We start from the raw sequence: 19,618 nt of genomic DNA on the forward strand, positions 1-19,618 counted from the left end.
TTCCGCTTTTCTTACGTCGCTACTTTTCTGTCAGTTTCGCTCCGTATTTGCGTGTGCAAAAGTAATAACTTATTTCTAATTGACCAAATGTTTTTTAAAGAATTTTTAAAGTTTTTTTGATGACCTTAATTCCTTTGTTTTTCATTTTGCCAATCTCACTCCTGCTCTCCGTTTTACCGGACTGCAAAGATACAAATCTTTTTTAACTTCGCAACTTTTATTTACTTTAATTTATTAATTAACTTCAATAAAATTTGCTCCCGTTTAATGTTATCTCTTGTAAAGTGATTGTTAAATTACTGCCTATGAAAGGCTCTCCTGCGCTTACTGATCTGCTTTCGTTTTCAGTGGGGCAAAAGTAGAACTTTATGGGTATACCATCCTAATTTATTTAATGTAAAATTTATATTGAAAGCGTTTTGTGGGAAACTTTTACATATAACTTATTGATATTATTCAACTTAAAAACACATTTGTAGTTATCCACATTAACTGATTTATATGAAGGATCATATTGTAGAGTAGATTTTATAACGCTGAGAAGTATTTAGGGGCTATAATTTTAGCATTTAGCATTTAGCATTTAGCATTTAGCATTTAGCATTTAGCATTTAGCATTTAGCATTTAGCATTTAGCATTTAGCATTTAGCATTTAGCATTTAGCATTTAGCATTTAGCATTTAGCAAAAATAAGGAAGAAGTAATTTCCAGAACGTTTTTTTATTTTTTCCCCAATAAATTATTTCTTTTAAAGGTTCTTATTAGGATCATGAACAGGCCGCCATCTACGGGGCTTGATCATAAAAATAATATCGAGGCTACTAACAGACCTCTCCTTCGGACCTACATTCCTATATTACCGGTGATCGTGGCTTAAGTGTAAAATCCGGGAGAGGGATTAAGAACCTGTTTAAAAATTAACCAAAATTATTTTTCCCGACCGTAAAGAGGTAATTTGCTTAATTTCAATGTGACTTTTCATCCTTTAGGTTGGGGATAAACAAAAATTCCATTACAATTTCGATTTGAAAAAATTTAAACAGACTCTAAGCGTTAAAAATAGCAAACTTATTTTATTTCCCACAGATCACACGGATGTTCACAGAGGATACTTTTGACTTTTTTACGGCCACGAATACACGAATTTTGAAAAATCTTGGTGTTCATTTATTCTGCTCTTGAATAAACTCGTTTAAGTGAAACGGCATGGTGGGATTTAAACATGTAGTAGCAGGGAAAAGATTGGCGGACTTGGTATTTAAAACAAATGAAATTGAGCTTTATCTTTTTTTATTCAGCTCCTACCTTTAAATAAATTGAGGCGTTGAAGCCACGAAGTGGCGGCTTTATGGAGGATGGACTGGAGTGCTATCATTTAAAAATAACTGTGCTACATTTATATGCACTGGTATTACACAGGTCTGTTAAAAATCACATAATCCGGAGCTATTAACAGAGGGCTTCAACGGAGCTTTCTTCTCCTAAAATTAGCCATTAGATAAAAAATATTTGAAGCAGAAAATGGATATTCAACAATAAAAAATTTCTGTCGGTAAATTTTGGCTTGCTTCGTCGCTACGCTCCTCGCAATGACTCAAGAAGTTTATTTTTTATTCAGATTGCTCACTAATTCTGTCGTAAAGACCATTATACAACCGAAGACCAAACCCATAGCCCAGATTGAACGGCCTGTCTGAGCTCTTTTTATAAGCCAAGGGAAAAGCCTAGGCATAAAAAAGCGAGTAGTGAAAGCTGGAATAAGCTCCTGAAAAAATTAGAAAGAGAGTTGGAAAGGGAAAAGGGGGTGGAAAAAAGATTCGTTATAATATATAATAAAAGCTCTCTTAAAAAAGAGAGCCAACCAACAATAATTATGAAACTAAGTTCATTAACTTATATTTTTTTACATCGTCATAGGAACATCCATTAAAAGGATTTCTGTGTTTTCAGATATTGCTTTAATCTGTAGAGCTGAAATATCCCAAACACCAAAACCATCTCTTTCTTCCAGCTTCTGGCCTTCGATTTCTGCGCTTCCTTTCAAAATAAAAGCATAGACTCCGTTTCCTTTTTTCTTGATCTGATAATCGATTACGGTATTATTTTCAAAATTTCCTAAATGAAACCATGCATCCTGATGAATCCAAACTCCGTCGTCATTGGCATTTGGAGAAAGGATTTGCTGGAATTTATTTTTGCTTTTTGCTTTGTCTAAAGTAATCTGGTCATATCTGGGCGTGACATTTCTTTTATTAGGATACACCCAAATTTGAAGGAATTTCACTAAGCTATCCTGATTTTTATTAAACTCGCTGTGCATGATTCCCGTTCCGGCACTCATCACCTGAATATCTCCACTTTTGATAATGGCAGAATTTCCCATACTGTCTTTATGTTCCAAATCGCCTTCCAACGGAATACTGATAATTTCCATATTGTCGTGTGGATGCGTTCCGAAACCTCTTCCGCCCTCAACTTTATCATCGTTTAATACTCTCAATACCCCAAAATGCATTCTTTCCGGATTATGATAATTGGCAAAACTAAAGGTATGATTGCTCACCAACCAGCCATGATCTGCCTTACCTCTGGAATCTGCTTTATGAATTACAGAATTTTCTTTAATCTTTGAATTTGTATTCGGAAGATGATTATAACCTATCGGTTCCAGCGGTTCGATTTCGTCGATCTCGTTTTTCATTGCACTTCCCATAGAAGCAGATGCTACAAACATCCCTGTTCCCAATAATCCTTTCTTTAAAAAATCTTTTCTGTCCATATCTTTAGTTATTTATTCGTTTTGATACGACAAATTTCGGGAGATTGAAATTGCTGGACATTTAACTAGTTTAATAAATTCTTTTTTTTAATAATTAAATCCTTTTGTCTTGAAACAAAAGAAACAAAAGTTCAAGACTCGGAAACTGAATGTTAAAAATTAAAAATTACTCCTAAAAATCCCAAAACTTGAGCGAATTCAAAGTTTCTTCTTCGGTTCTAAATTTGTCTCGCGCTTCGAACAGTGGGAATTTTTTAACGGATTAATTTTTAACTTTCTTAACGCTTCAGTTTCCTAAGTCGATTCGCGGTGTGAAATTCCCTTTCTCTGAAGGGGTGGATTTTTGTGAAAGGAAAAGACGGGGTAGTTTGAAATATTTAATATCTAAATAATCTACCCCCCTCGTCAAAAATTCTTTGACTTATCCCCACCCTCCAAGGAAGGGGAATCTTGCGTATGTTTTTATTTGTAGAAAGTTATTTTTCTTTCGAAGCCAGACGTTTTCTGATGGTGCTAACAAATTCCTTAGATACACCGAGATAAGATGCAATATAATATTGGGGAACTCTTTGCGGAATTGACGGATATACTTTTACAAACTCTAAATATCGGTCGGATGCTGTTTTGGAAATGGTATTTACCAAACGGTTTTGTAAAGTAGACAGGTTTCTCTGTACCAACATTCTGAAAACTCTTTCGAATTTTGGAATTTCAGCCAATAATTTCTCTTTTGTTGCCGGATTCAGCATAAAAATTTCTGAATCCTCCAGAGTTTCGATGTATAACCGTGATGGTTTCTGATCCTGAAATGAGGCAATATCGCTGATCCACCAATCTTCGATGGCAAATAAAATAGTAACTTCAAAACCGTTATCATCAAGGTAATAAACTCGTACACAGCCTTTTTGAATATACCCTTCAAACTGGCAGACTTCACCTTCCCTCAACAGAACTGTCTTTTTAGGAATGGTCTGAAGCGTGAGTGAATCGGTGAAAAATTTTTCTTCTTTTTCGGTAAGGCTGATAAATCGTGTGATATTTTCGATGATATTTTGGGACATACTTGCAGTTTAAGGCTGCAAATTAGGAAAAAGTGCGTAAACTTCGTTCTTTAATAATCCGCTTCCGCCTCCGTAATGGTCAATAACTTTAACATCTTTATCTAAATTTTCGCAGAAAACTTTGATATCTTTTTCAAACTGCTCATCCAATCCTGAGCTTAATAATACAATATCTACTTGATTATCTTTAATATAATCCGGGCAAATGTTTTCGTCATTTTGGATTTCAGCTTTCCAGCCTTCGTTATTTTCTATAATTCTTTTTAATGTTTCTAAAATTTCCTGATTTTTTCCTATGACTAAGAAATTTAATGTTTTCATAAGTATTTACAGTTTGATGTTTAAAGTCAAATTCTTCTTATTGGAGCTACCACTTTAATTTAGAAAAATCTATTTACTAAGCTTTCGTTTCCTAATAATGGGATATATATATCTTCAGATAACAGTTATTCCAATTTACATATGTCTGTTTCCAGTGACTTTCAATTCGTTTAAGTCTAATTGAGACTCTGCTTTCCTGATTTCTTCGTCGCTGTATTGCTTTTCACGTTTCATTTTAAACAATTCTTTTCTCTGCAATGCGAAAATATCAAGCATAATCTGATGATACTCATCCAAATCATTCCTCCTGTTGGTACACATTTCCAACGATTCCAAATGGCTTTGCTGCAGTGATATATCGTTTTCAATGGTATTTTTGAAACTTTCTACCAGACTGTTGTTTTGCATATTCGATGTATATTTTTCATTCAGCCTGTTCACCGCAAGCGTATCAAGCCTGATCTGGATTCCTGCCTGCTGTTCATGAGAAGGCAAAATAGGATCTATTTCCCCGATTTTGGTTAGTTTAATGATTAAAGGAAGAGTTAATCCCTGAAAAACCAATGTCACAAAAATTACGACAAACGTAATAAAAATAATCAGGTTCCGCATTGGAAATTCTAACTGATCGTTCATCATTACGGGGATTGACAGTGCTGTGGCCAGCGAAACCACTCCCCTCATCCCTGCCCATCCTATGATTAAAGGATTTTTCCAACCCGGGCTTGGATCTTTTCTTATATTTTTACTCAGCAATCTTGGGATATGAGCCACCGGATAGATCCACAACAAACGAACAACTATTACAATTAAGCTGATGACTAAGCCATATTTGATCCCTTCCATTAAAGATGTTTCGCCTAATCCGCTGATAATATCGGGAAGCTGTAATCCTATTAAAACAAAAACCAGGGCATTCATTACGAAAATTAAAGTCGTCCATACTCCGGTCATATTAATTCTGGTCGTTCCAGTTTTAAACATCTCATGCGAACGGAAAGACATAAATAATCCTCCGCTCACGACTGCCATTACTCCCGAGAAGTGAAAATGCTCTGCTGCCAGAAACAATACATAGGGCGTCATTACCGTAAGTGCCGCATCAATCGCCGGAGTTGTCGGTAAAAACCTGTGAATTGCATAGAAAATATGTGCCCCTGCAATACCAACCACTACACCCATTCCTGCTACCAGAAAAAATTGCCCTGTTGCTTCCTGCATGGAAAACATCCCGGTCATTACCGCCGCCAAAGCAAATCTGAATACAATTAACGATGATGCATCATTAATTAAGCTCTCTCCTTCCAGCATTGCGATGGTACGTTTCGGAACTTTCAATCCTTTCAAAACGGTTGTTGCAGCTACTGCATCCGGTGGAGACACAATTCCGCCCAATAAAAACCCTAATGCTAATGTGAAACCGGGAATTAACGCCTGCGAAGCATATGCTACCACTAAAGAAGTTAAAAATACCAGCCCGAAAGCCAATAATCCGATGGTTCTTTTCCATTTCCAGAAATCATTCCATGACGTGTACCAAGCTGCTTCATACAGCAACGGAGGCAGAAAAATAAGGAAAATAATTTCCGGATCGAGCTTCAGGACCGGAACTCCGGGAATTAAACTGATTCCTAATCCCGCCAGTACCAGAAATATCGGATAGGCAATTTTGATACGCTGAGCTAGCATTACCAACAGCATGACAATAATTAAAAGACCGAGTATCAAAAGTAGTTTTTCGTGCATCGTTATTTTTTTAAGCTGAAATCAAATTATAAATCTATAAGGTGACTAATATCTGAAATCTTTTATCTTTTTACAAATGAATAAAAAGTGAAGTTCTCTCTTTCTTTTCAAGATTTTTGGTTTTGTGACCTTTACCGGAAACATCCTCTACTAAAAGAATTTCCCCGGTCTGAAACTGTCTGATTTCTCCCAATGAAGTTTGAATTTCCACCCCACCATCCAACAAGACAATATATTGTCTCTGAGGAGCATGATGAAAGTCGTAATCGTAATCGGCAGAGACTTTTCTGAATTGTAATTTTTTAACGTTAATATTTTCCGATAAAAACCCTATTTCACCCTGATCAATTAATGGAATTTCAATGTCTTCGAAGTGAGATTCTCCTTTTTCATCGCTGAATATTTTTGTGATTTTCATTCTGTTTTTTTATTTTTTTTTTTGCTACAAATGCACTAATAATTTAATTCGTGCATTCGTGACAACTATTATTTAAAAATTAATTCATTTGCGAGCTCGATTTCCTCCTGATTGATGGAATGCCCGAAGTTTGCGTAGACTTTTTCGGTAACCTCAGCATTCATTTCTTTTAAAATATTGGCTGTTGCATAGACTCTTTCCACCGGAACGTGGAAATCAGGATTGCTTGTTCCCAAAAAGATCGGAGTCTGCACAAAATCACCTTTATAATTTTCACGGTTGATCTTTTCACCGATCACTCCACCGATAATTGCAGCTGCTCCACCAAATTTCTGTGCATTTCTTGCTAAAAATTCCAAAGTCAGACATGCGCCTTGCGAAAATCCGAAAAAGTAAATATTTTCCGCTCTTATTCCTGCATCCAAAGCTGTTTGAACAGTTTTCCCAATGGTTTCAATTGCGGAAGACAACCACGGCTCGTTTTGTTCAACCGGAGCGATGAACGAAAATGGATACCAGGTTCCGTTTGTTGCCTGTGGGGCTAGTAACGCATAGTCTTTTACATTTAAATGCTGTGATAAACTCAAAATATCCTGTGCACTTCCCCCTCTTCCATGAATCATAATTAAAGCTTTTTCAGCTTCTTTCAATGATTCCCCCCCTGTTTTTATATCTAAAATATGACTCATTTTTTATCTAAATTTTTCTGTTGGATAATTTATTTTTGGTAAAACTTCAACTAAATGTTCTCTTTTTTCCTCAAATTGTTTTGGAAGATTTAGATGTTCACCCAAAGATGCTAATTCCTCATCCACATCGAATCCGGGACCTGAAGTCGCGATTTCAAACAAAACACCTCCCGGTTCTTTAAAATATACAGAAGTGAAATATTTTCTATCCTTCACCTCGGTATGTTCCAAGCCGAATTTGTTTAATTTTTCAACCATTTCAAGCTGGGTTTCTGCATCAGGAGTTGCAAAAGCGACATGATGAACTGTTCCTCTTCCTGCTAATCCTTTCAAAGCATTTGGCGTGCAAAGCAAGTCAACATATTTTCCGGGAACGTCTTCTACGGCTAGCCTCATCCTGTCTGAACTTTCAGCAATTAATTTATGATCCATCTGTGTCGTCAGCAAGGCTGCTGTTCTTTCGTAAGCATCTAACCAGATTTCCACATGATGAATTCCTTTTATGGCAAAATCTTTTGGAATAAATCCGTTGTAATATCCTTTTCTGGAATCTTTATCATTAAAAACCAACTCTAAACCCAGCCCGTCAAAATCTTCAAGATAAATAAAAACTTCGCCCGAAAATCTCTGTTGTGGCTGCTTGAATGCGATATTAAACTGTTCTAAACGGTTAGTCCAATAATCTAAAGCATCGATAGATACTGAAAAAGCTGTGGTGTTCAGCATTCCTTTTCCGTGTCTTCCATTGACCAAGCCTTTTCCATACGGGAAAGTTGTCATGATTGTTCCAGGGGTTCCGAATTCGTCCCCGAAATAAAAGTGATAAACATCGGAATAATCAAAGTTTACGGTTTTCTTTACCAACCGAAGCCCTAAAACTCCGGTGTAAAAGTCTATATTTTCCTGTGCGTCGCCTGTAATGGCTGTGACGTGGTGAAGTCCTGTAATGAGTGACATTGTTTTGGTTTTTGTTGTTGGTTTTTGTTGTTGGTTATTGATTGTTTTTTATTTTTAACGCAAAGGTTGCAAAGATTTTCTTTGAAATTATTGTGAATATTTTTTGTTCGCAAAGGCGTTTCACTCAGCAAATGAGCAGTTAGTTGTCATTCTGAATGGAACAAAGTGGAGTGAAGAATCCTCTTCTGAATCATCTTTAAAGAGATTCTTCCTTCGTCAGAATGACACATATGCTGTTTTATAATTGTTTTTTCTTTGCTTTCAAATTACTCTTCTTCTTTAAACCAAACATCCTTATATTCTTCCGGATTGCGTTTGAACTGTGCATGAACATAAGGACACAACGGTACAATCTTCAAATCGTTTTCTCTTGCATAAGATACCAGTTTGTCTAATAATATTTTCGCAAAACCCTTTCCTGCATATTCTTCATCAACTTCGGTGTGATAAACCGTCAATTTATTTTTGATTACAGAAATATCCATTTTCCCAGCTTTTTTATCGTCTGAGAAAAGCTGAATTTCTCCTCTTGCATTTCCTAAAACTACTTTTGTTGTTTCCATTGTTTTGATTTTTTTAATTAATAATTTAAAGATAAGACCTTTCCAAAAATTGAGTGATAACCTATGATAATTTCGGTAATACTTCCTCGATTTTTTCTCTTAAACCTTCGTGTTGTTTTGGAAGTTTAAGGCTTGTTCCCAATTCATTCAAAGGCTCATCTACAGTAAAGCCGGGGTTGTCGGTTGCAATTTCAAATAAAACGCCACCCGGTTCGCGGAAATACAATGAATAGAAGTAATCTCTGTCGATTTTCGGAGTAATATTCAATCCGGCAGATAAAACTTTTTCGCGGAATTCCATTAAAACATTATCGTCTTTCACGCGGAAAGCCACGTGGTGATTGGTTCCTGCCGCATTTCTTCCTGCTAAAATCTTATCGTTTTCAATAATATCAACAAGATTTGCTGTTTCAATCGCATCGGTTGCAAAACGGTATCTTTCACCTTCCTGTTTTTGTAAATCATATCCGAAAATATCTGTCAAGACTTTGATTGTCGGATCTGCTTTTCTCAATGTCAGCGTGATGTTATGAAAACCTTTCAAAGCATTTTCGTCTTTAATATCATCGATTGTCCAAACTTTTCTGTCATCGGGAGTTGATGATTCGATGAATTGCAGCTGTAAACCGTCCGGATCCTGAAATGAAACCAGTTTTTCACCGAAAATTTCACCTTCTTCCACGTTTACATTAAATTGCTGTAATCTGTTTTTCCAGAATTCCAGGCTTCCTTTTGGAACAGAATATCCAATGTGTGTTGCCAAACCTGAACCGTTTGTTCCTTTTCCGATCCCTTCCCACGGAAAGAATGTTAAGATAGTTCCCGGAGTTCCTTCTTCGTTTCCGAAATAAAAGTGATACGTTCCCGGATCATCGAAGTTTACGGTTTTCTTAACCAGTCTTACTCCTAAAACTTTTGTATAAAAATCTAAATTTCTTTGTGCATTATCTGCGATTGCTGTAATGTGGTGCAATCCTAAAATTCTATTTTCCATTTTGCTATTTGTTTAATTTTGATATGACAAATTTAGGATGATTGGGAATGCTGTGCATTTAACTAGTTTAATAAATGATGATTTTTGATTTTACTAACGAATATGACTTAAAAACTAAAAGGAAAAGAAATATTCATTTTAAAACAGCATATTTGTTATTCTGACGAAGGAAGATCTCTGTGAGTAAAGATCCAAAATCATTAAAAGATTCTTCACTCCACTTCGTTCCATTTAGAATGACAAGCAAGCATAAAATTGTCACATCAAAACACAAAAACATAATCAATTAAAAATCAAATATTTAAATATTAATTACAAAATTAATTTACAAAAAGTCTACTTTTTTAGTGGACTAATAAAAAATTATGCTTTATATTTGCAACCGTAATCAGTAAAGAAAATTAGAATGAAATCTGTATTTAAATATAATTCGATGAAAAAGCACACCATCAATACGATGATGATGTATTGCTGTATGCCAAGATTACAATATTGCTGTGGTTGACCTTACTTTTATATGACATATTTTTAAAGGCTTTACCACGTTGTAGAGCCTTTTTTGTTTAATAAGAATTAGCATCAAAAATGATAGAGATAAAGAATATTTCAAAGACTTTTCACCAGAAAAAGCAGTCTTTCAAGGCACTCGATAATGTAAGTCTGACTATTGAAAAAGGTGATATCGTCGGAATCATCGGGTTTTCAGGAGCCGGAAAAAGCACTTTAATCCGAACTGTCAATCTTCTTGAAAAACCGGATAATGGCGAAATCATTATTAACGGAAAAGATTTTACAACATTAAATTCTAAACAATTAGCCAACGAAAGAAAAAAAATCGGAATGATTTTCCAGCATTTTAATCTTTTGTCTTCAAGAACAGTTTTTGATAATATTGCGCTTCCACTGGAGTTAGACAGCGTTAATAAAGCGGAAATCAATAAAAAAGTTAATGAACTTTTGAAAATTGTCGGCTTGGAAGAAAAAGCCAATGATTATCCTAAAAGCCTTTCGGGCGGACAAAAACAAAGGGTCGCGATTGCAAGAGCTTTGGCAAATGATCCTTATCTCCTGCTTTGCGACGAAGCGACAAGTGCGCTCGATCCGGCAACCACTCAATCGATTTTACAATTATTGAGGGATATCAATCAAAGGCTGGGAATTACAATTCTGTTGATTACCCATGAAATGGAAGTCATCAAAACAGTCTGTAACCACGTTGCGGTGATCGACAAAGGACAACTATTAATTAAGGGAACTTTAAGCGAGATTGTCTCCAATAAAGAGAATCCTATTATCAAACAATTTTTAAAATCCGGTGTTATGACTATACCACAAGAACTGAATAAAAAACTGCAAAAAGAACCAAAAGACGGATTATTTCCTTTGGTTGAAGTTGAACTTAATGAACAAATCTCTGTTGAAGAATTGCTTTCCATAGTGTATGATAAATATAAAATTCCTTACAAGCTTTTAAAGGCTGATGTTGAATATTTAGGAGATTCCAACTTCGGAAAACTGTTGTTGCAGCTTCAAGGTGAGGACGAGAAAAATCAACAGGCCATTTATTATTTCAATCAAAATAAAATTCAAAATACGGTAAGAGGATATGCTTAATGATACAGTGATTTCTCTTTTATCGAAGGGGCTTTGGGAAACGATTTACATGACATTTGTTTCTGGGTTTTTCGGATTTGTTTTGGGTTTACCCGTGGGGATATTATTGTTTTTGACAAGAAAAGATCAGCTTTTGGAAAATGTAATTTATAATAAGATTTTATCTGTTTTGGTTAATATTTTTCGTTCTATCCCTTTCATTATTCTGATTGTATGGATGATTCCTTTTACAAGAAGTCTGGTTGGAACCTCGATTGGCGTTAATGCTGCTTTGGTTCCTTTAAGTATTGGGGCTGCTCCTTTTATTGCGAGATTAGTAGAAAATAGTTTATTGGAAGTTCCTCACGGATTAATAGAAACAGCGAGAGCTTTGGGTGCTACTCCACTCCAAATTATACAAAAGGTTTTGCTGCCCGAAGCGCTTCCATCATTGATTAATAATGCGACGATTACACTCATCACTTTGGTCGGATATTCCGCGATGGGTGGTGCTGTCGGAGCCGGCGGATTGGGACAAATCGGATATCAGTACGGTTATATTGGATATGATGCCGTGATTATGAATCTTGTGTTAGGTCTGTTGGTTGCCATAGTTTTTATCATCCAATTTTCCGGAGATAGATTGGCGAAGAGGTTTGATCATCGCTAAACTTAAGAGTTGGAGTGTTTTGGTGAGATCGAGTTTTACCGATTTAAAAATATAGTGTGAATGTGAAATAGTGTGGTGGCATGAGAATTTCAGCCATCGATTCGGCGAAAAATTCAGCAAAAAGGTATAAAGCCATATTTTATTTTTTATCTAACAATTTTATTAAAGATTACCTTTTTGCTTTTCGCCAATTTTTATAAAAGAAAATAATTTACAATGAAAAAAATAAAGATTTTAAGTTTGTTAACGGCGGGTTTGCTGTTATTCACCGCTTGTAATTCATCAAAAAAAGAAGATTCAAATTTTATTAAAGTCGGAATCACTTCAGGTCCGGAACAAGAAATTGCCGAAGTAGCAAAAAAAGTAGCCAGAGAAAAATACAATCTTGAAGTTGAACTGGTTTCGTTCAACGATTATGTTGTTCCCAACGAGGCTTTGAATAATGGAGATATTGATGCCAATGCCTTTCAACATGTACCTTATTTAAACGAACAATCAAAACAGCGAGGGTACAAACTGGCAGTTGTCGGAAATACTTTTGTGTACCCGATTGTTGCTTATTCAAAGAAAATTAAAAGTATCAGTGAACTTCAAAATGGGAGCACGATTGTCATTCCAAATGATCCTACAAATGGTGGTCGTTCGTTACTTTTATTACAGAAAAACGGTTTATTAAAATTAAAAGATGGTATCGGTTTATTACCGAAAGTCACTGATATTGTTGATAATCCGAAACAATTGAAAATCCTCGAAATTGAAGCACCGCAATTGCCTAGAGTTTTGGATGATAAAGAAGTTGTGATTGCGATTATTAATAACAATTTTGCAGCACAAGCAGGATTAGATGCCGACAAACAGGGAATTTTTAAAGAAGATAAAAACTCTCCTTATGTTAATGTCATCGTTTCAAGAGAAGACAACAAAAATTCTGAAAAAGTAAAGAATTTTGTAAAAGCTTACGAATCTGATGAAGTTGTTAAAAAAGCAGATGAAATTTTTAAAGGTGGAGCGATTAAAGGCTGGAACTGATTGTTGGTGAATGGTCAATTGTGAGTTGTGAATTTCCCATTGACTTAAAAATTCTATTATTATATATTTAGACATTGTCTCAATTTTTTTTGGGATGATGTCTTTTTTTTAATCAATATCTTTTGTCTTGAAACAAAAGAAACAAAAATTCAAGACTTGGAATCTGAATGCTAAAAATTTCAATTTAATTCTAAAATTCCCAAAACTTGCGCGAATTGAAGATTTGTTCTTCGGTTCTGAACTGGTCTCGCGCTTCAAACAATGGGAATTTTTTAACGAATTAAATTGAAATTTTCTTAACGCATCAGCTTCCTATGTCGCTTAATGAAATTAATACTTTGGCAAAAAGCTGGTTATTAATAACCATTTATTCAAAAATCACATTTTCTCAATTTGAGATAATAAATATTTTTGCTATTTTTGTTACCAATCATTAAAAAGGCTTTTTATGTTAAAGAAAACCGCCATTGTAAGTTTATTCACCCTTATTTCTGCTTCTTATATGGCTCAAACAAATACTAGTTTACCTGTTTATTTAGATGAATCAAAACCCGTTGAGCAACGTGTAAAAGATGCCCTTTCCAGAATGACTTTGGAAGAAAAAGTGGCGATGCTTCACGCACAGTCAAAGTTCAGTTCGCCAGGCGTTCCAAGACTGGGAATTCCTGAATTCTGGACCACAGACGGCCCTCACGGCGTTCGTCCGGAAGTAATGTGGGACGAGTGGAATCAGGCAGGTTGGACAAACGACTCAATTATTGCTTACCCTGCATTAACGGCACTTTCTGCGACCTGGAACAAAAAAATGTCTTGGAATTATGGTAAAGCATTGGGAGAAGAAGCCCGTTACAGAAAAAAAGATATTCTTCTGGGACCTGGAGTGAACATTTACAGAACTCCACTGAACGGAAGAAACTTCGAATATATGGGTGAAGATCCTTATTTGACATCGAAAATGGTGGTTCCTTACATCAAAGGTGTTCAATCAAATGGTGTAGCAACTTCTGTAAAACATTTTGCGTTGAATAATCAGGAAATGTTCCGTCATACAAGCAATGTAAAAGTTGATGATAGAACACTATACGAAATTTATCTTCCTGCTTTCAAAGCGGCTGTGACAGAAGGAGATTCATGGACAATCATGGGAGCTTATGACATGTACAAAGGTCAGTATGCCAGTCAGAATCAATATCTTTTAAATGATATTCTGAAAGGTGAATGGAAATATAAAGGGGTTGTTGTTTCCGACTGGGGCGCTGTAAATAACACTGAACAAGCCATCCACAACGGATTGGATCTTGAATTCGGAAGCTGGACCAACGGACTTTCTGCAGGAACGAAAAATGCTTATGATAATTATTATTTAGCAAAACCTTACTTAGATTTAATAAAATCAGGAAAAGTAGGAACAACAGAGCTTGATGACAAAGTTTCAAGGCTTTTGAATTTAGCTTATAAAACGACGATGAACAGAAACAAACCTTTCGGAAACATCGCTTCTGAGGAACACAAAGCTGTTGCCAAAGAAATCGGTGAAGAAGGAATTGTACTGTTGAAAAACCAGGGAAATGTACTTCCGATTGATATTAATAAAGCTAAAAAAATCGCTGTCATTGGTGAAAATGCTATCAAAATCATGACTGTTGGTGGTGGTTCATCTTCATTAAAAGTAAAATATGAAACGCTTCCTTTGGACGGAATTAAAGCAAGATTCGGAAAACAGTCTGATGTACAATATGCGAGAGGTTATGTCGGAGATATCAGTGGAGAATACAACGGTGTAAAATCCGGACAAGATTTGAAAGATACCCGTTCTCCAGAAGAATTATTAAACGAAGCGGTGGAACTGGCAAAAAAATCTGATTATGTAATTTTCGTTGGAGGTTTAAACAAAGCCGACTTCCAGGATAGCGAAGGAAACGACAGAAAAAGCTATGGATTACCTTACAATCAGGATAATGTTATTGCTGCGTTGGCAAAGGCGAATAAAAATCTTGCCGTAGTTCTGGTTTCAGGAAATGCGGTTGCTATGCCTTGGATCAAAGAGGTTCCGACTGTTGTTCAGGGATGGTATCTAGGTTCTGAAGCAGGAAATTCAATTGCCTCGATCCTTGCTGGAGACGCGAATCCATCAGGAAAATTACCGTTTACTTTCCCTGTGAAATTGGAAGATAATGCAGCTCATACATTGGGAGAATATCCCGGGAATAAAGCGGAATTGGCAGTAGATAAAGGAAAAGATCAAAAAAACCCGATCAACATTACTTATAACGAAGGAATTTTTGTAGGGTACAGATGGCATGATACAAAAAAAATTAAGCCGTTATTCAGTTTTGGACATGGTTTGAGCTATACAACCTTCGAGTTTGGAAAAGCTAAAGCTGATAAAACAACGATGGCTCAGGACGATAAAATTACATTTACCGTTTCTGTAAAAAATATAGGTAAAAGAGCCGGAGCGGAAGTTGCGCAATTGTATATTTCCGATTTAAAATCTTCTGTTGAAAGACCAACCAAGGAACTGAAAGGTTTCGAAAAAGTATTTTTAAATCCCGGAGAAGAAAAAGAAGTGACTTTCACAATTGATAAGTCAGCATTAAGTTTCTTCGATGCTCAAAAGCACGACTGGATGGCTGAACCGGGAGATTTCGAAGCACAGATCGGAAATTCTTCTGATGCTATTAAAACGAAGGTGAAGTTTACTTTGAAGTAATTTTTACTTATATATTTCTAAAGCGAAGAGTCCAAAGTTTTGGGCTCTTTTTTTATAATTTCTAATTCAGAACGAATTTTTCCAGTAAAATAATCTTCGTTATATTTTAATGTTTCAATTAAGTCAGTTGGATAAAATCTATCTTCTGTTTTCTCTATTTCTTTAATGAAATTAATGATATTATACTCACAAGCTTCTTTTAAAAAGATTTTGCAACATATAATCATCTCTTCTATTTTAAAAATTCTTTCAAAAATTTCAAGCTCTTCAAAATACTGAATATTTATTTTTGAAAACTCATATTTTGCATTTACAAAATCTCCAATCTCATACAAATACAACCCGTATAAATATTGTAAAGGAGGATTGTTTTTATCAAGCGCTAATGAAGCATTAAAATATTTTTCTAATTTTTCATTTTTCAAAAGTAAACATTTATAAGGAGCATTTTTCACAGTTGATTTACAAATAAAATATTCCAAAGTTCCTATTAGTTGATAATACGAAAAATCTTTATCAAGCTCTTCGTCTTCCACTATTTTCAAAAGATTAAATAATTCAGAGCGGGATTTTTCATAATCATAATTGTGATTAGAAATAACCTCATACATCTCATCTATATGATCAAAAATCTTATCTGTTTTTGTTTTCAAAATATTCTCTTACTTAATAATACTTTTAAAAATAGACAAATCTAATCAAGATTTAAAACGAAATGCCTGAATTTTTATTCGGACATTTATTATCTTTTTGAGTATGCTGTCATCCTTGTCAAGGTTTAAAACCCTGACAAGGATTCTACCGGACAGATTTTAGCTTAGATCCTACCAGAATGACAATTATTCCAAATATTTAATTTGATGACGGATACATTAACCCAAATCGCAGCGTTTGTTTGAGCTCATTTATCAGGCTTCGTCTCGGCGTGGCTCTGCCACGCCGAGACGAAGCCTGATAAACAGCGAGTGCGGAGAGCTGGAAATAGCTTCTAAAAAATTATAAATATTTAAAATCCATAGTATCAAATGATACTATCACAAAAAAAGCGCCCGAATTTCTCCGCACGTCTGCATTAGCAAAATTACAAGGATTAAAATATAATAGAGTCTCTTTGGTTCTCAAAATAATGAATCACACCAACTTCCGGATGGCGTTTTTTCTCTTCATTAAATTCATCTTCTTCATTCTGACTGTTTTCCAGAAACGAATTGCTGAACAAAACATAAGATGGATATTCTGCTAAACCGTTTTTCAGCATTTGATGGGCTTCCACAATGGGCTTTCCGTATAATTTCTGGAAATTTCCGATTTTATACTGCGAAAATTTTCCGTAATGAACGATAAATTTTAAAGATAAATCGATTGCTGTACTCAATGATTTACTTAATTCTTCTACTTTTCTGGTAAAAGCATTCAGCATACTTCTCAACATTCCTGAAATTTTTTTATACGAAGGATTTTTATCATAACGGTAAAATAAAATGGCATCACCTTCAATTTCCGAAATTTCAAAATATTCATTATTCATGTCAATGAGCGTAGAAAGTAGTTGTCTTACTATATATTCTCCTGTATAAAGTTTTGTATTGAATACAAATTCCGTAAACCCGCTAAAATCCGGAATAAGAATAATGCCCTCTTTAATATTTGTATTCTCCATAATAGTTTAGGGTTAAAACCTTTTTTGGTATAGACGGAGAAAGGCTTATTTTACTTTATGATTTTCTATTTAATTGGAAATAAATTAAACTTCAATAATCAATTCTTTATCATATCCGTTATATTTTTCATCAATATAACCATGTGGATTGCAGATAATTTCTGTCTCACTGATTTTATATCTTTTCGGGGTATGAATATGCCCGTGAATCCAGTACAGCGGCTGATATTCTATAATAAAATCTTCAAGATTTGAAGCATAGGCAGATGTTACCGGATCTTGTTTGAAGTAATCTGGAACAGATTGAATGCTTGGCGCATGATGGGTAATGACAATATTTTTTACTTTTTTTGAGTTTTCCAAACTTTCCTTTAACCATACTCTTGATATTTGATGAATTTTAAAAGTATCTATCGTTCTCATTTTTGAATATGATGGATCTCTTCTGATATATTTATAATCATTCATTTGGCTTTGACAAATAAAACCATATTGTCTTGGATCTCCAAAAATGGAGAAATCCGCCCATAAAGTTGTTCCGTGAAAACGAATGTCCCCTATATCAACAAAAGAATTTTCAAGAACAATAATATTTGTTCCTTGTGCAGCATCTTTTATTTTGTTCAGCGTTTTTGGATAAGAACCTTTATAATATTCGTGATTGCCAAGAATATAAATAACGGGCTTATCTGGAATTTTTGTTTTTATCCATTCTATTCCTTTCGTTCCCAAATTTGTATCACCTGCCAGAATAACAAGATCCGCCTTATCAAAAGATAAATCTGTAATTCCGAACTCCTGATGCAGGTCGCTGATGATCTGTATTTTCATTTTGCTAAAATAAAAAAAGAACCGGTAAACTCCATGTCGATCCCTTACAGATATTGATTTTATCTACATAAATCCAATGGATTACGAAACGGCCATTCCAGCCTGTTTGATCTTTATATTTTTAATGGTAAAATATAACAACATTGCTAATGCAAAGACTGCATATCCAATCAAAATTAGTAAACTTAAATTTCCGACGGCTAATTCTGAAGGAAAAATCTGGCTCATTAAAGTCATGAATGATAAACCAATTCCTGCTCCTAAAAAGTAACTTGTAGAGCCTAGACTGGATGCAACACCATAGTTTGAAGCGTTGACATCCTGGATTCCCAGCACGGATAAAGCCGTAAAACAAAACGTCATTCCGATTCCTGAAATACATGCTGCACCGATTAAGACTAATGATAAAGGATGATTAAAGTATACTGAAATCAGCAAAGCTGAAGCACCACTTAGCATGAAAATCCAACCCAAAATTCCCATTTGTGTAGAATTTAATTTCTTTGAAACGTGAGGAAGAATGAACTTGGCCACCAAAGCAGACATTACGCTGAACGGGACTAACATCAATCCTGCCGAAGCCGCACTCTTCCCCATATCTTTCTGTAGCATTAAAGAAATCAGAAATAAAAATCCGATGAAAAATGCTCCCAATGCAACAAAAGTTAAGTTAGAAACAGCTAAAGATTTATACTTAAACAATTTTAAATCAATTAAAGGCTGAGAAACAGATTTTAGACGGTTAAATACAAAAACCAGTAATAAAGCCGCCATCATCAATGAACCAATAACGATAAAAGGCTGTTCTTTAATATGAATCAGTTCATGGGTTCCATATGTTAAACTCAACAATCCTAACACCAATAAAACACCCGATAAAAGATCCGTTTTCTTAGAGATTCCGGCTTCATCTTTTGGTAAAAATCGATAAGCAAAAATTAGCGTACATAATAAAATCGGAACATTGATCAGAAAAACCCAATGCCAACTCAGGTACGTACTGATGATCCCTCCCAACGAAAGTCCACTTCCTGATCCGATCGCTGCAAAGGAACTGAAAATCCCAATTGCATGGTTTCTTTCCTGATCTTCTTGAAAAGTATTAGTAACGATAGACATCGCGGAGGGCATGATGAAGGCTGCACCCAGTCCCTGTAAAGCGCGGAAAATTGCCAATGTTTCAAAATGTATTGACAAACCTGCTCCTAAAGAAGTCAGCATGAAAATTAATGATCCCAAAAGAAAAATTTTCTTTCGCCCGATTTGATCTGAAAGTTTTCCGCCAATAATAAGAAAACCGCCAAAAAACAATACGTATAAGGTCTGTAGCCACTGTACCGTTTCCGCTCTAATGCCAAATTGCTCCTGAATAGAAGGAATCGTCAAATTAATAATGGCAATATCCAAAGCCTCCACAAATGTTCCTACCGATGCTAAAATTAGTATTAAATTCTTCCTGTCCATATAGTTCAATTATGCTGCAAAATTAAAATTAATAGAACATATGTAAAAATTATGATTTAAATTTGGAACATATTTTAATTAAACCAATATTTAAAAGAACAAATATCCTTTTATTGAAATTTTAATCCT

Annotated in this window: 17 protein-coding genes; 4 read left to right on the plus strand and 13 right to left on the minus strand. The window is 35.0% G+C overall.

What is annotated here, in order from left to right:
* Window positions 1-1,904: 1,904 nt before the first annotated feature.
* The 9 genes from BUA89_RS21390 to BUA89_RS21430 form a co-directional block, all read right to left on the minus strand.
* Window positions 1,905-2,780: a pirin family protein gene (locus tag BUA89_RS21390; RefSeq protein WP_072963827.1), complete on the minus strand. Its 876-nt coding sequence runs from the start codon at window positions 2,778-2,780 to the stop codon at window positions 1,905-1,907.
* Between the two features lie 476 nt (window positions 2,781-3,256).
* A complete protein-coding gene (locus tag BUA89_RS21395) occupies window positions 3,257-3,841 on the minus strand; it encodes a Crp/Fnr family transcriptional regulator (protein WP_072963829.1) in 585 nt (194 codons plus the stop codon).
* A gap of 9 nt (window positions 3,842-3,850) precedes the next feature.
* On the minus strand, window positions 3,851-4,162 hold the full coding sequence (locus BUA89_RS21400) for a hypothetical protein (RefSeq protein ID WP_072963831.1): 312 nt from the start codon (window positions 4,160-4,162) through the stop codon (window positions 3,851-3,853).
* A gap of 135 nt (window positions 4,163-4,297) precedes the next feature.
* Window positions 4,298-5,908 (minus strand): Na+/H+ antiporter, encoded by a 1,611-nt coding sequence (locus tag BUA89_RS21405; RefSeq protein WP_072963833.1) that lies wholly within the window; start codon window positions 5,906-5,908, stop codon window positions 4,298-4,300.
* Window positions 5,909-5,978: 70 nt separating this feature from the next.
* The gene (locus BUA89_RS21410; RefSeq protein WP_072963835.1) at window positions 5,979-6,326 is read right to left on the minus strand and encodes a cupin domain-containing protein; all 348 of its coding nucleotides are present in this window, start codon (window positions 6,324-6,326) and stop codon (window positions 5,979-5,981) included.
* A 68-nt stretch (window positions 6,327-6,394) separates the two neighbouring features.
* Window positions 6,395-7,015 (minus strand): alpha/beta hydrolase, encoded by a 621-nt coding sequence (locus BUA89_RS21415; protein ID WP_072963838.1) that lies wholly within the window; start codon window positions 7,013-7,015, stop codon window positions 6,395-6,397.
* A gap of 3 nt (window positions 7,016-7,018) precedes the next feature.
* On the minus strand, window positions 7,019-7,972 hold the full coding sequence (locus tag BUA89_RS21420) for a VOC family protein (RefSeq protein ID WP_072963840.1): 954 nt from the start codon (window positions 7,970-7,972) through the stop codon (window positions 7,019-7,021).
* A gap of 266 nt (window positions 7,973-8,238) precedes the next feature.
* The gene (locus BUA89_RS21425; protein ID WP_072963842.1) at window positions 8,239-8,535 is read right to left on the minus strand and encodes a GNAT family N-acetyltransferase; all 297 of its coding nucleotides are present in this window, start codon (window positions 8,533-8,535) and stop codon (window positions 8,239-8,241) included.
* Between the two features lie 61 nt (window positions 8,536-8,596).
* Window positions 8,597-9,529, minus strand: a complete 933-nt coding sequence (locus tag BUA89_RS21430; protein ID WP_072963844.1) for a ring-cleaving dioxygenase — start codon at window positions 9,527-9,529, stop codon at window positions 8,597-8,599.
* Window positions 9,530-10,114: 585 nt separating this feature from the next.
* On the opposite strand from BUA89_RS21430, the gene BUA89_RS21435 reads away from it, so the two are divergent.
* From BUA89_RS21435 to BUA89_RS21450, 4 genes are all read left to right on the plus strand, one after another.
* Entirely contained in the window at window positions 10,115-11,143 is a 1,029-nt protein-coding gene (locus BUA89_RS21435) for a methionine ABC transporter ATP-binding protein (RefSeq protein WP_072963846.1), read from the plus strand.
* Window positions 11,136-11,792 carry a methionine ABC transporter permease MetI gene (metI, locus tag BUA89_RS21440; RefSeq protein WP_072963848.1) on the plus strand — a complete coding sequence of 219 codons (657 nt, stop codon included), beginning with the start codon at window positions 11,136-11,138 and terminating at the stop codon, window positions 11,790-11,792. The genes BUA89_RS21435 and metI overlap by 8 nt, the downstream gene beginning before the upstream one ends.
* 216 nt (window positions 11,793-12,008) lie before the next feature.
* A complete protein-coding gene (gene metQ / locus BUA89_RS21445; protein WP_072963850.1) occupies window positions 12,009-12,821 on the plus strand; it encodes a methionine ABC transporter substrate-binding lipoprotein MetQ in 813 nt (270 codons plus the stop codon).
* A 448-nt stretch (window positions 12,822-13,269) separates the two neighbouring features.
* Window positions 13,270-15,534: a glycoside hydrolase family 3 C-terminal domain-containing protein gene (locus BUA89_RS21450; protein ID WP_072963851.1), complete on the plus strand. Its 2,265-nt coding sequence runs from the start codon at window positions 13,270-13,272 to the stop codon at window positions 15,532-15,534.
* A gap of 17 nt (window positions 15,535-15,551) precedes the next feature.
* On the opposite strand, the gene BUA89_RS21455 is transcribed toward BUA89_RS21450, so the two are convergent.
* The 4 genes from BUA89_RS21455 to BUA89_RS21470 all read right to left on the minus strand — a co-directional run bounded on the left by BUA89_RS21455 (window position 15,552) and on the right by BUA89_RS21470 (window position 19,489).
* A complete protein-coding gene (locus tag BUA89_RS21455; RefSeq protein WP_072963854.1) occupies window positions 15,552-16,187 on the minus strand; it encodes a hypothetical protein in 636 nt (211 codons plus the stop codon).
* Between the two features lie 437 nt (window positions 16,188-16,624).
* Entirely contained in the window at window positions 16,625-17,194 is a 570-nt protein-coding gene (locus BUA89_RS21460) for a DUF2652 domain-containing protein (protein ID WP_072963856.1), read from the minus strand.
* Window positions 17,195-17,278: 84 nt separating this feature from the next.
* Window positions 17,279-18,025, minus strand: coding sequence for a metallophosphoesterase (locus BUA89_RS21465; protein WP_072963857.1), 747 nt, complete (start codon window positions 18,023-18,025; stop codon window positions 17,279-17,281).
* 81 nt (window positions 18,026-18,106) lie between these two features.
* A complete protein-coding gene (locus BUA89_RS21470) occupies window positions 18,107-19,489 on the minus strand; it encodes an MFS transporter (RefSeq protein WP_072963859.1) in 1,383 nt (460 codons plus the stop codon).
* Window positions 19,490-19,618 lie beyond the last annotated feature (129 nt).

This window comes from Chryseobacterium arachidis, assembly GCF_900129245.1.
GTDB lineage: Bacteria > Bacteroidota > Bacteroidia > Flavobacteriales > Weeksellaceae > Chryseobacterium > Chryseobacterium arachidis.

Coding starts and splice junctions, on each gene's coding strand:
- BUA89_RS21390 (WP_072963827.1), bottom strand. CDS start 2,780: ATGGACAGAAAAGATTTTTTAAAGAAAGGATTATTGGGAACAGGGATG.
- BUA89_RS21395 (WP_072963829.1), bottom strand. CDS start 3,841: ATGTCCCAAAATATCATCGAAAATATCACACGATTTATCAGCCTTACC.
- BUA89_RS21400 (WP_072963831.1), bottom strand. CDS start 4,162: ATGAAAACATTAAATTTCTTAGTCATAGGAAAAAATCAGGAAATTTTA.
- BUA89_RS21405 (WP_072963833.1), bottom strand. CDS start 5,908: ATGCACGAAAAACTACTTTTGATACTCGGTCTTTTAATTATTGTCATG.
- BUA89_RS21410 (WP_072963835.1), bottom strand. CDS start 6,326: ATGAAAATCACAAAAATATTCAGCGATGAAAAAGGAGAATCTCACTTC.
- BUA89_RS21415 (WP_072963838.1), bottom strand. CDS start 7,015: ATGAGTCATATTTTAGATATAAAAACAGGGGGGGAATCATTGAAAGAA.
- BUA89_RS21420 (WP_072963840.1), bottom strand. CDS start 7,972: ATGTCACTCATTACAGGACTTCACCACGTCACAGCCATTACAGGCGAC.
- BUA89_RS21425 (WP_072963842.1), bottom strand. CDS start 8,535: ATGGAAACAACAAAAGTAGTTTTAGGAAATGCAAGAGGAGAAATTCAG.
- BUA89_RS21430 (WP_072963844.1), bottom strand. CDS start 9,529: ATGGAAAATAGAATTTTAGGATTGCACCACATTACAGCAATCGCAGAT.
- BUA89_RS21435 (WP_072963846.1), top strand. CDS start 10,115: ATGATAGAGATAAAGAATATTTCAAAGACTTTTCACCAGAAAAAGCAG.
- metI (WP_072963848.1), top strand. CDS start 11,136: ATGCTTAATGATACAGTGATTTCTCTTTTATCGAAGGGGCTTTGGGAA.
- metQ (WP_072963850.1), top strand. CDS start 12,009: ATGAAAAAAATAAAGATTTTAAGTTTGTTAACGGCGGGTTTGCTGTTA.
- BUA89_RS21450 (WP_072963851.1), top strand. CDS start 13,270: ATGTTAAAGAAAACCGCCATTGTAAGTTTATTCACCCTTATTTCTGCT.
- BUA89_RS21460 (WP_072963856.1), bottom strand. CDS start 17,194: ATGGAGAATACAAATATTAAAGAGGGCATTATTCTTATTCCGGATTTT.
- BUA89_RS21465 (WP_072963857.1), bottom strand. CDS start 18,025: ATGAAAATACAGATCATCAGCGACCTGCATCAGGAGTTCGGAATTACA.
- BUA89_RS21470 (WP_072963859.1), bottom strand. CDS start 19,489: ATGGACAGGAAGAATTTAATACTAATTTTAGCATCGGTAGGAACATTT.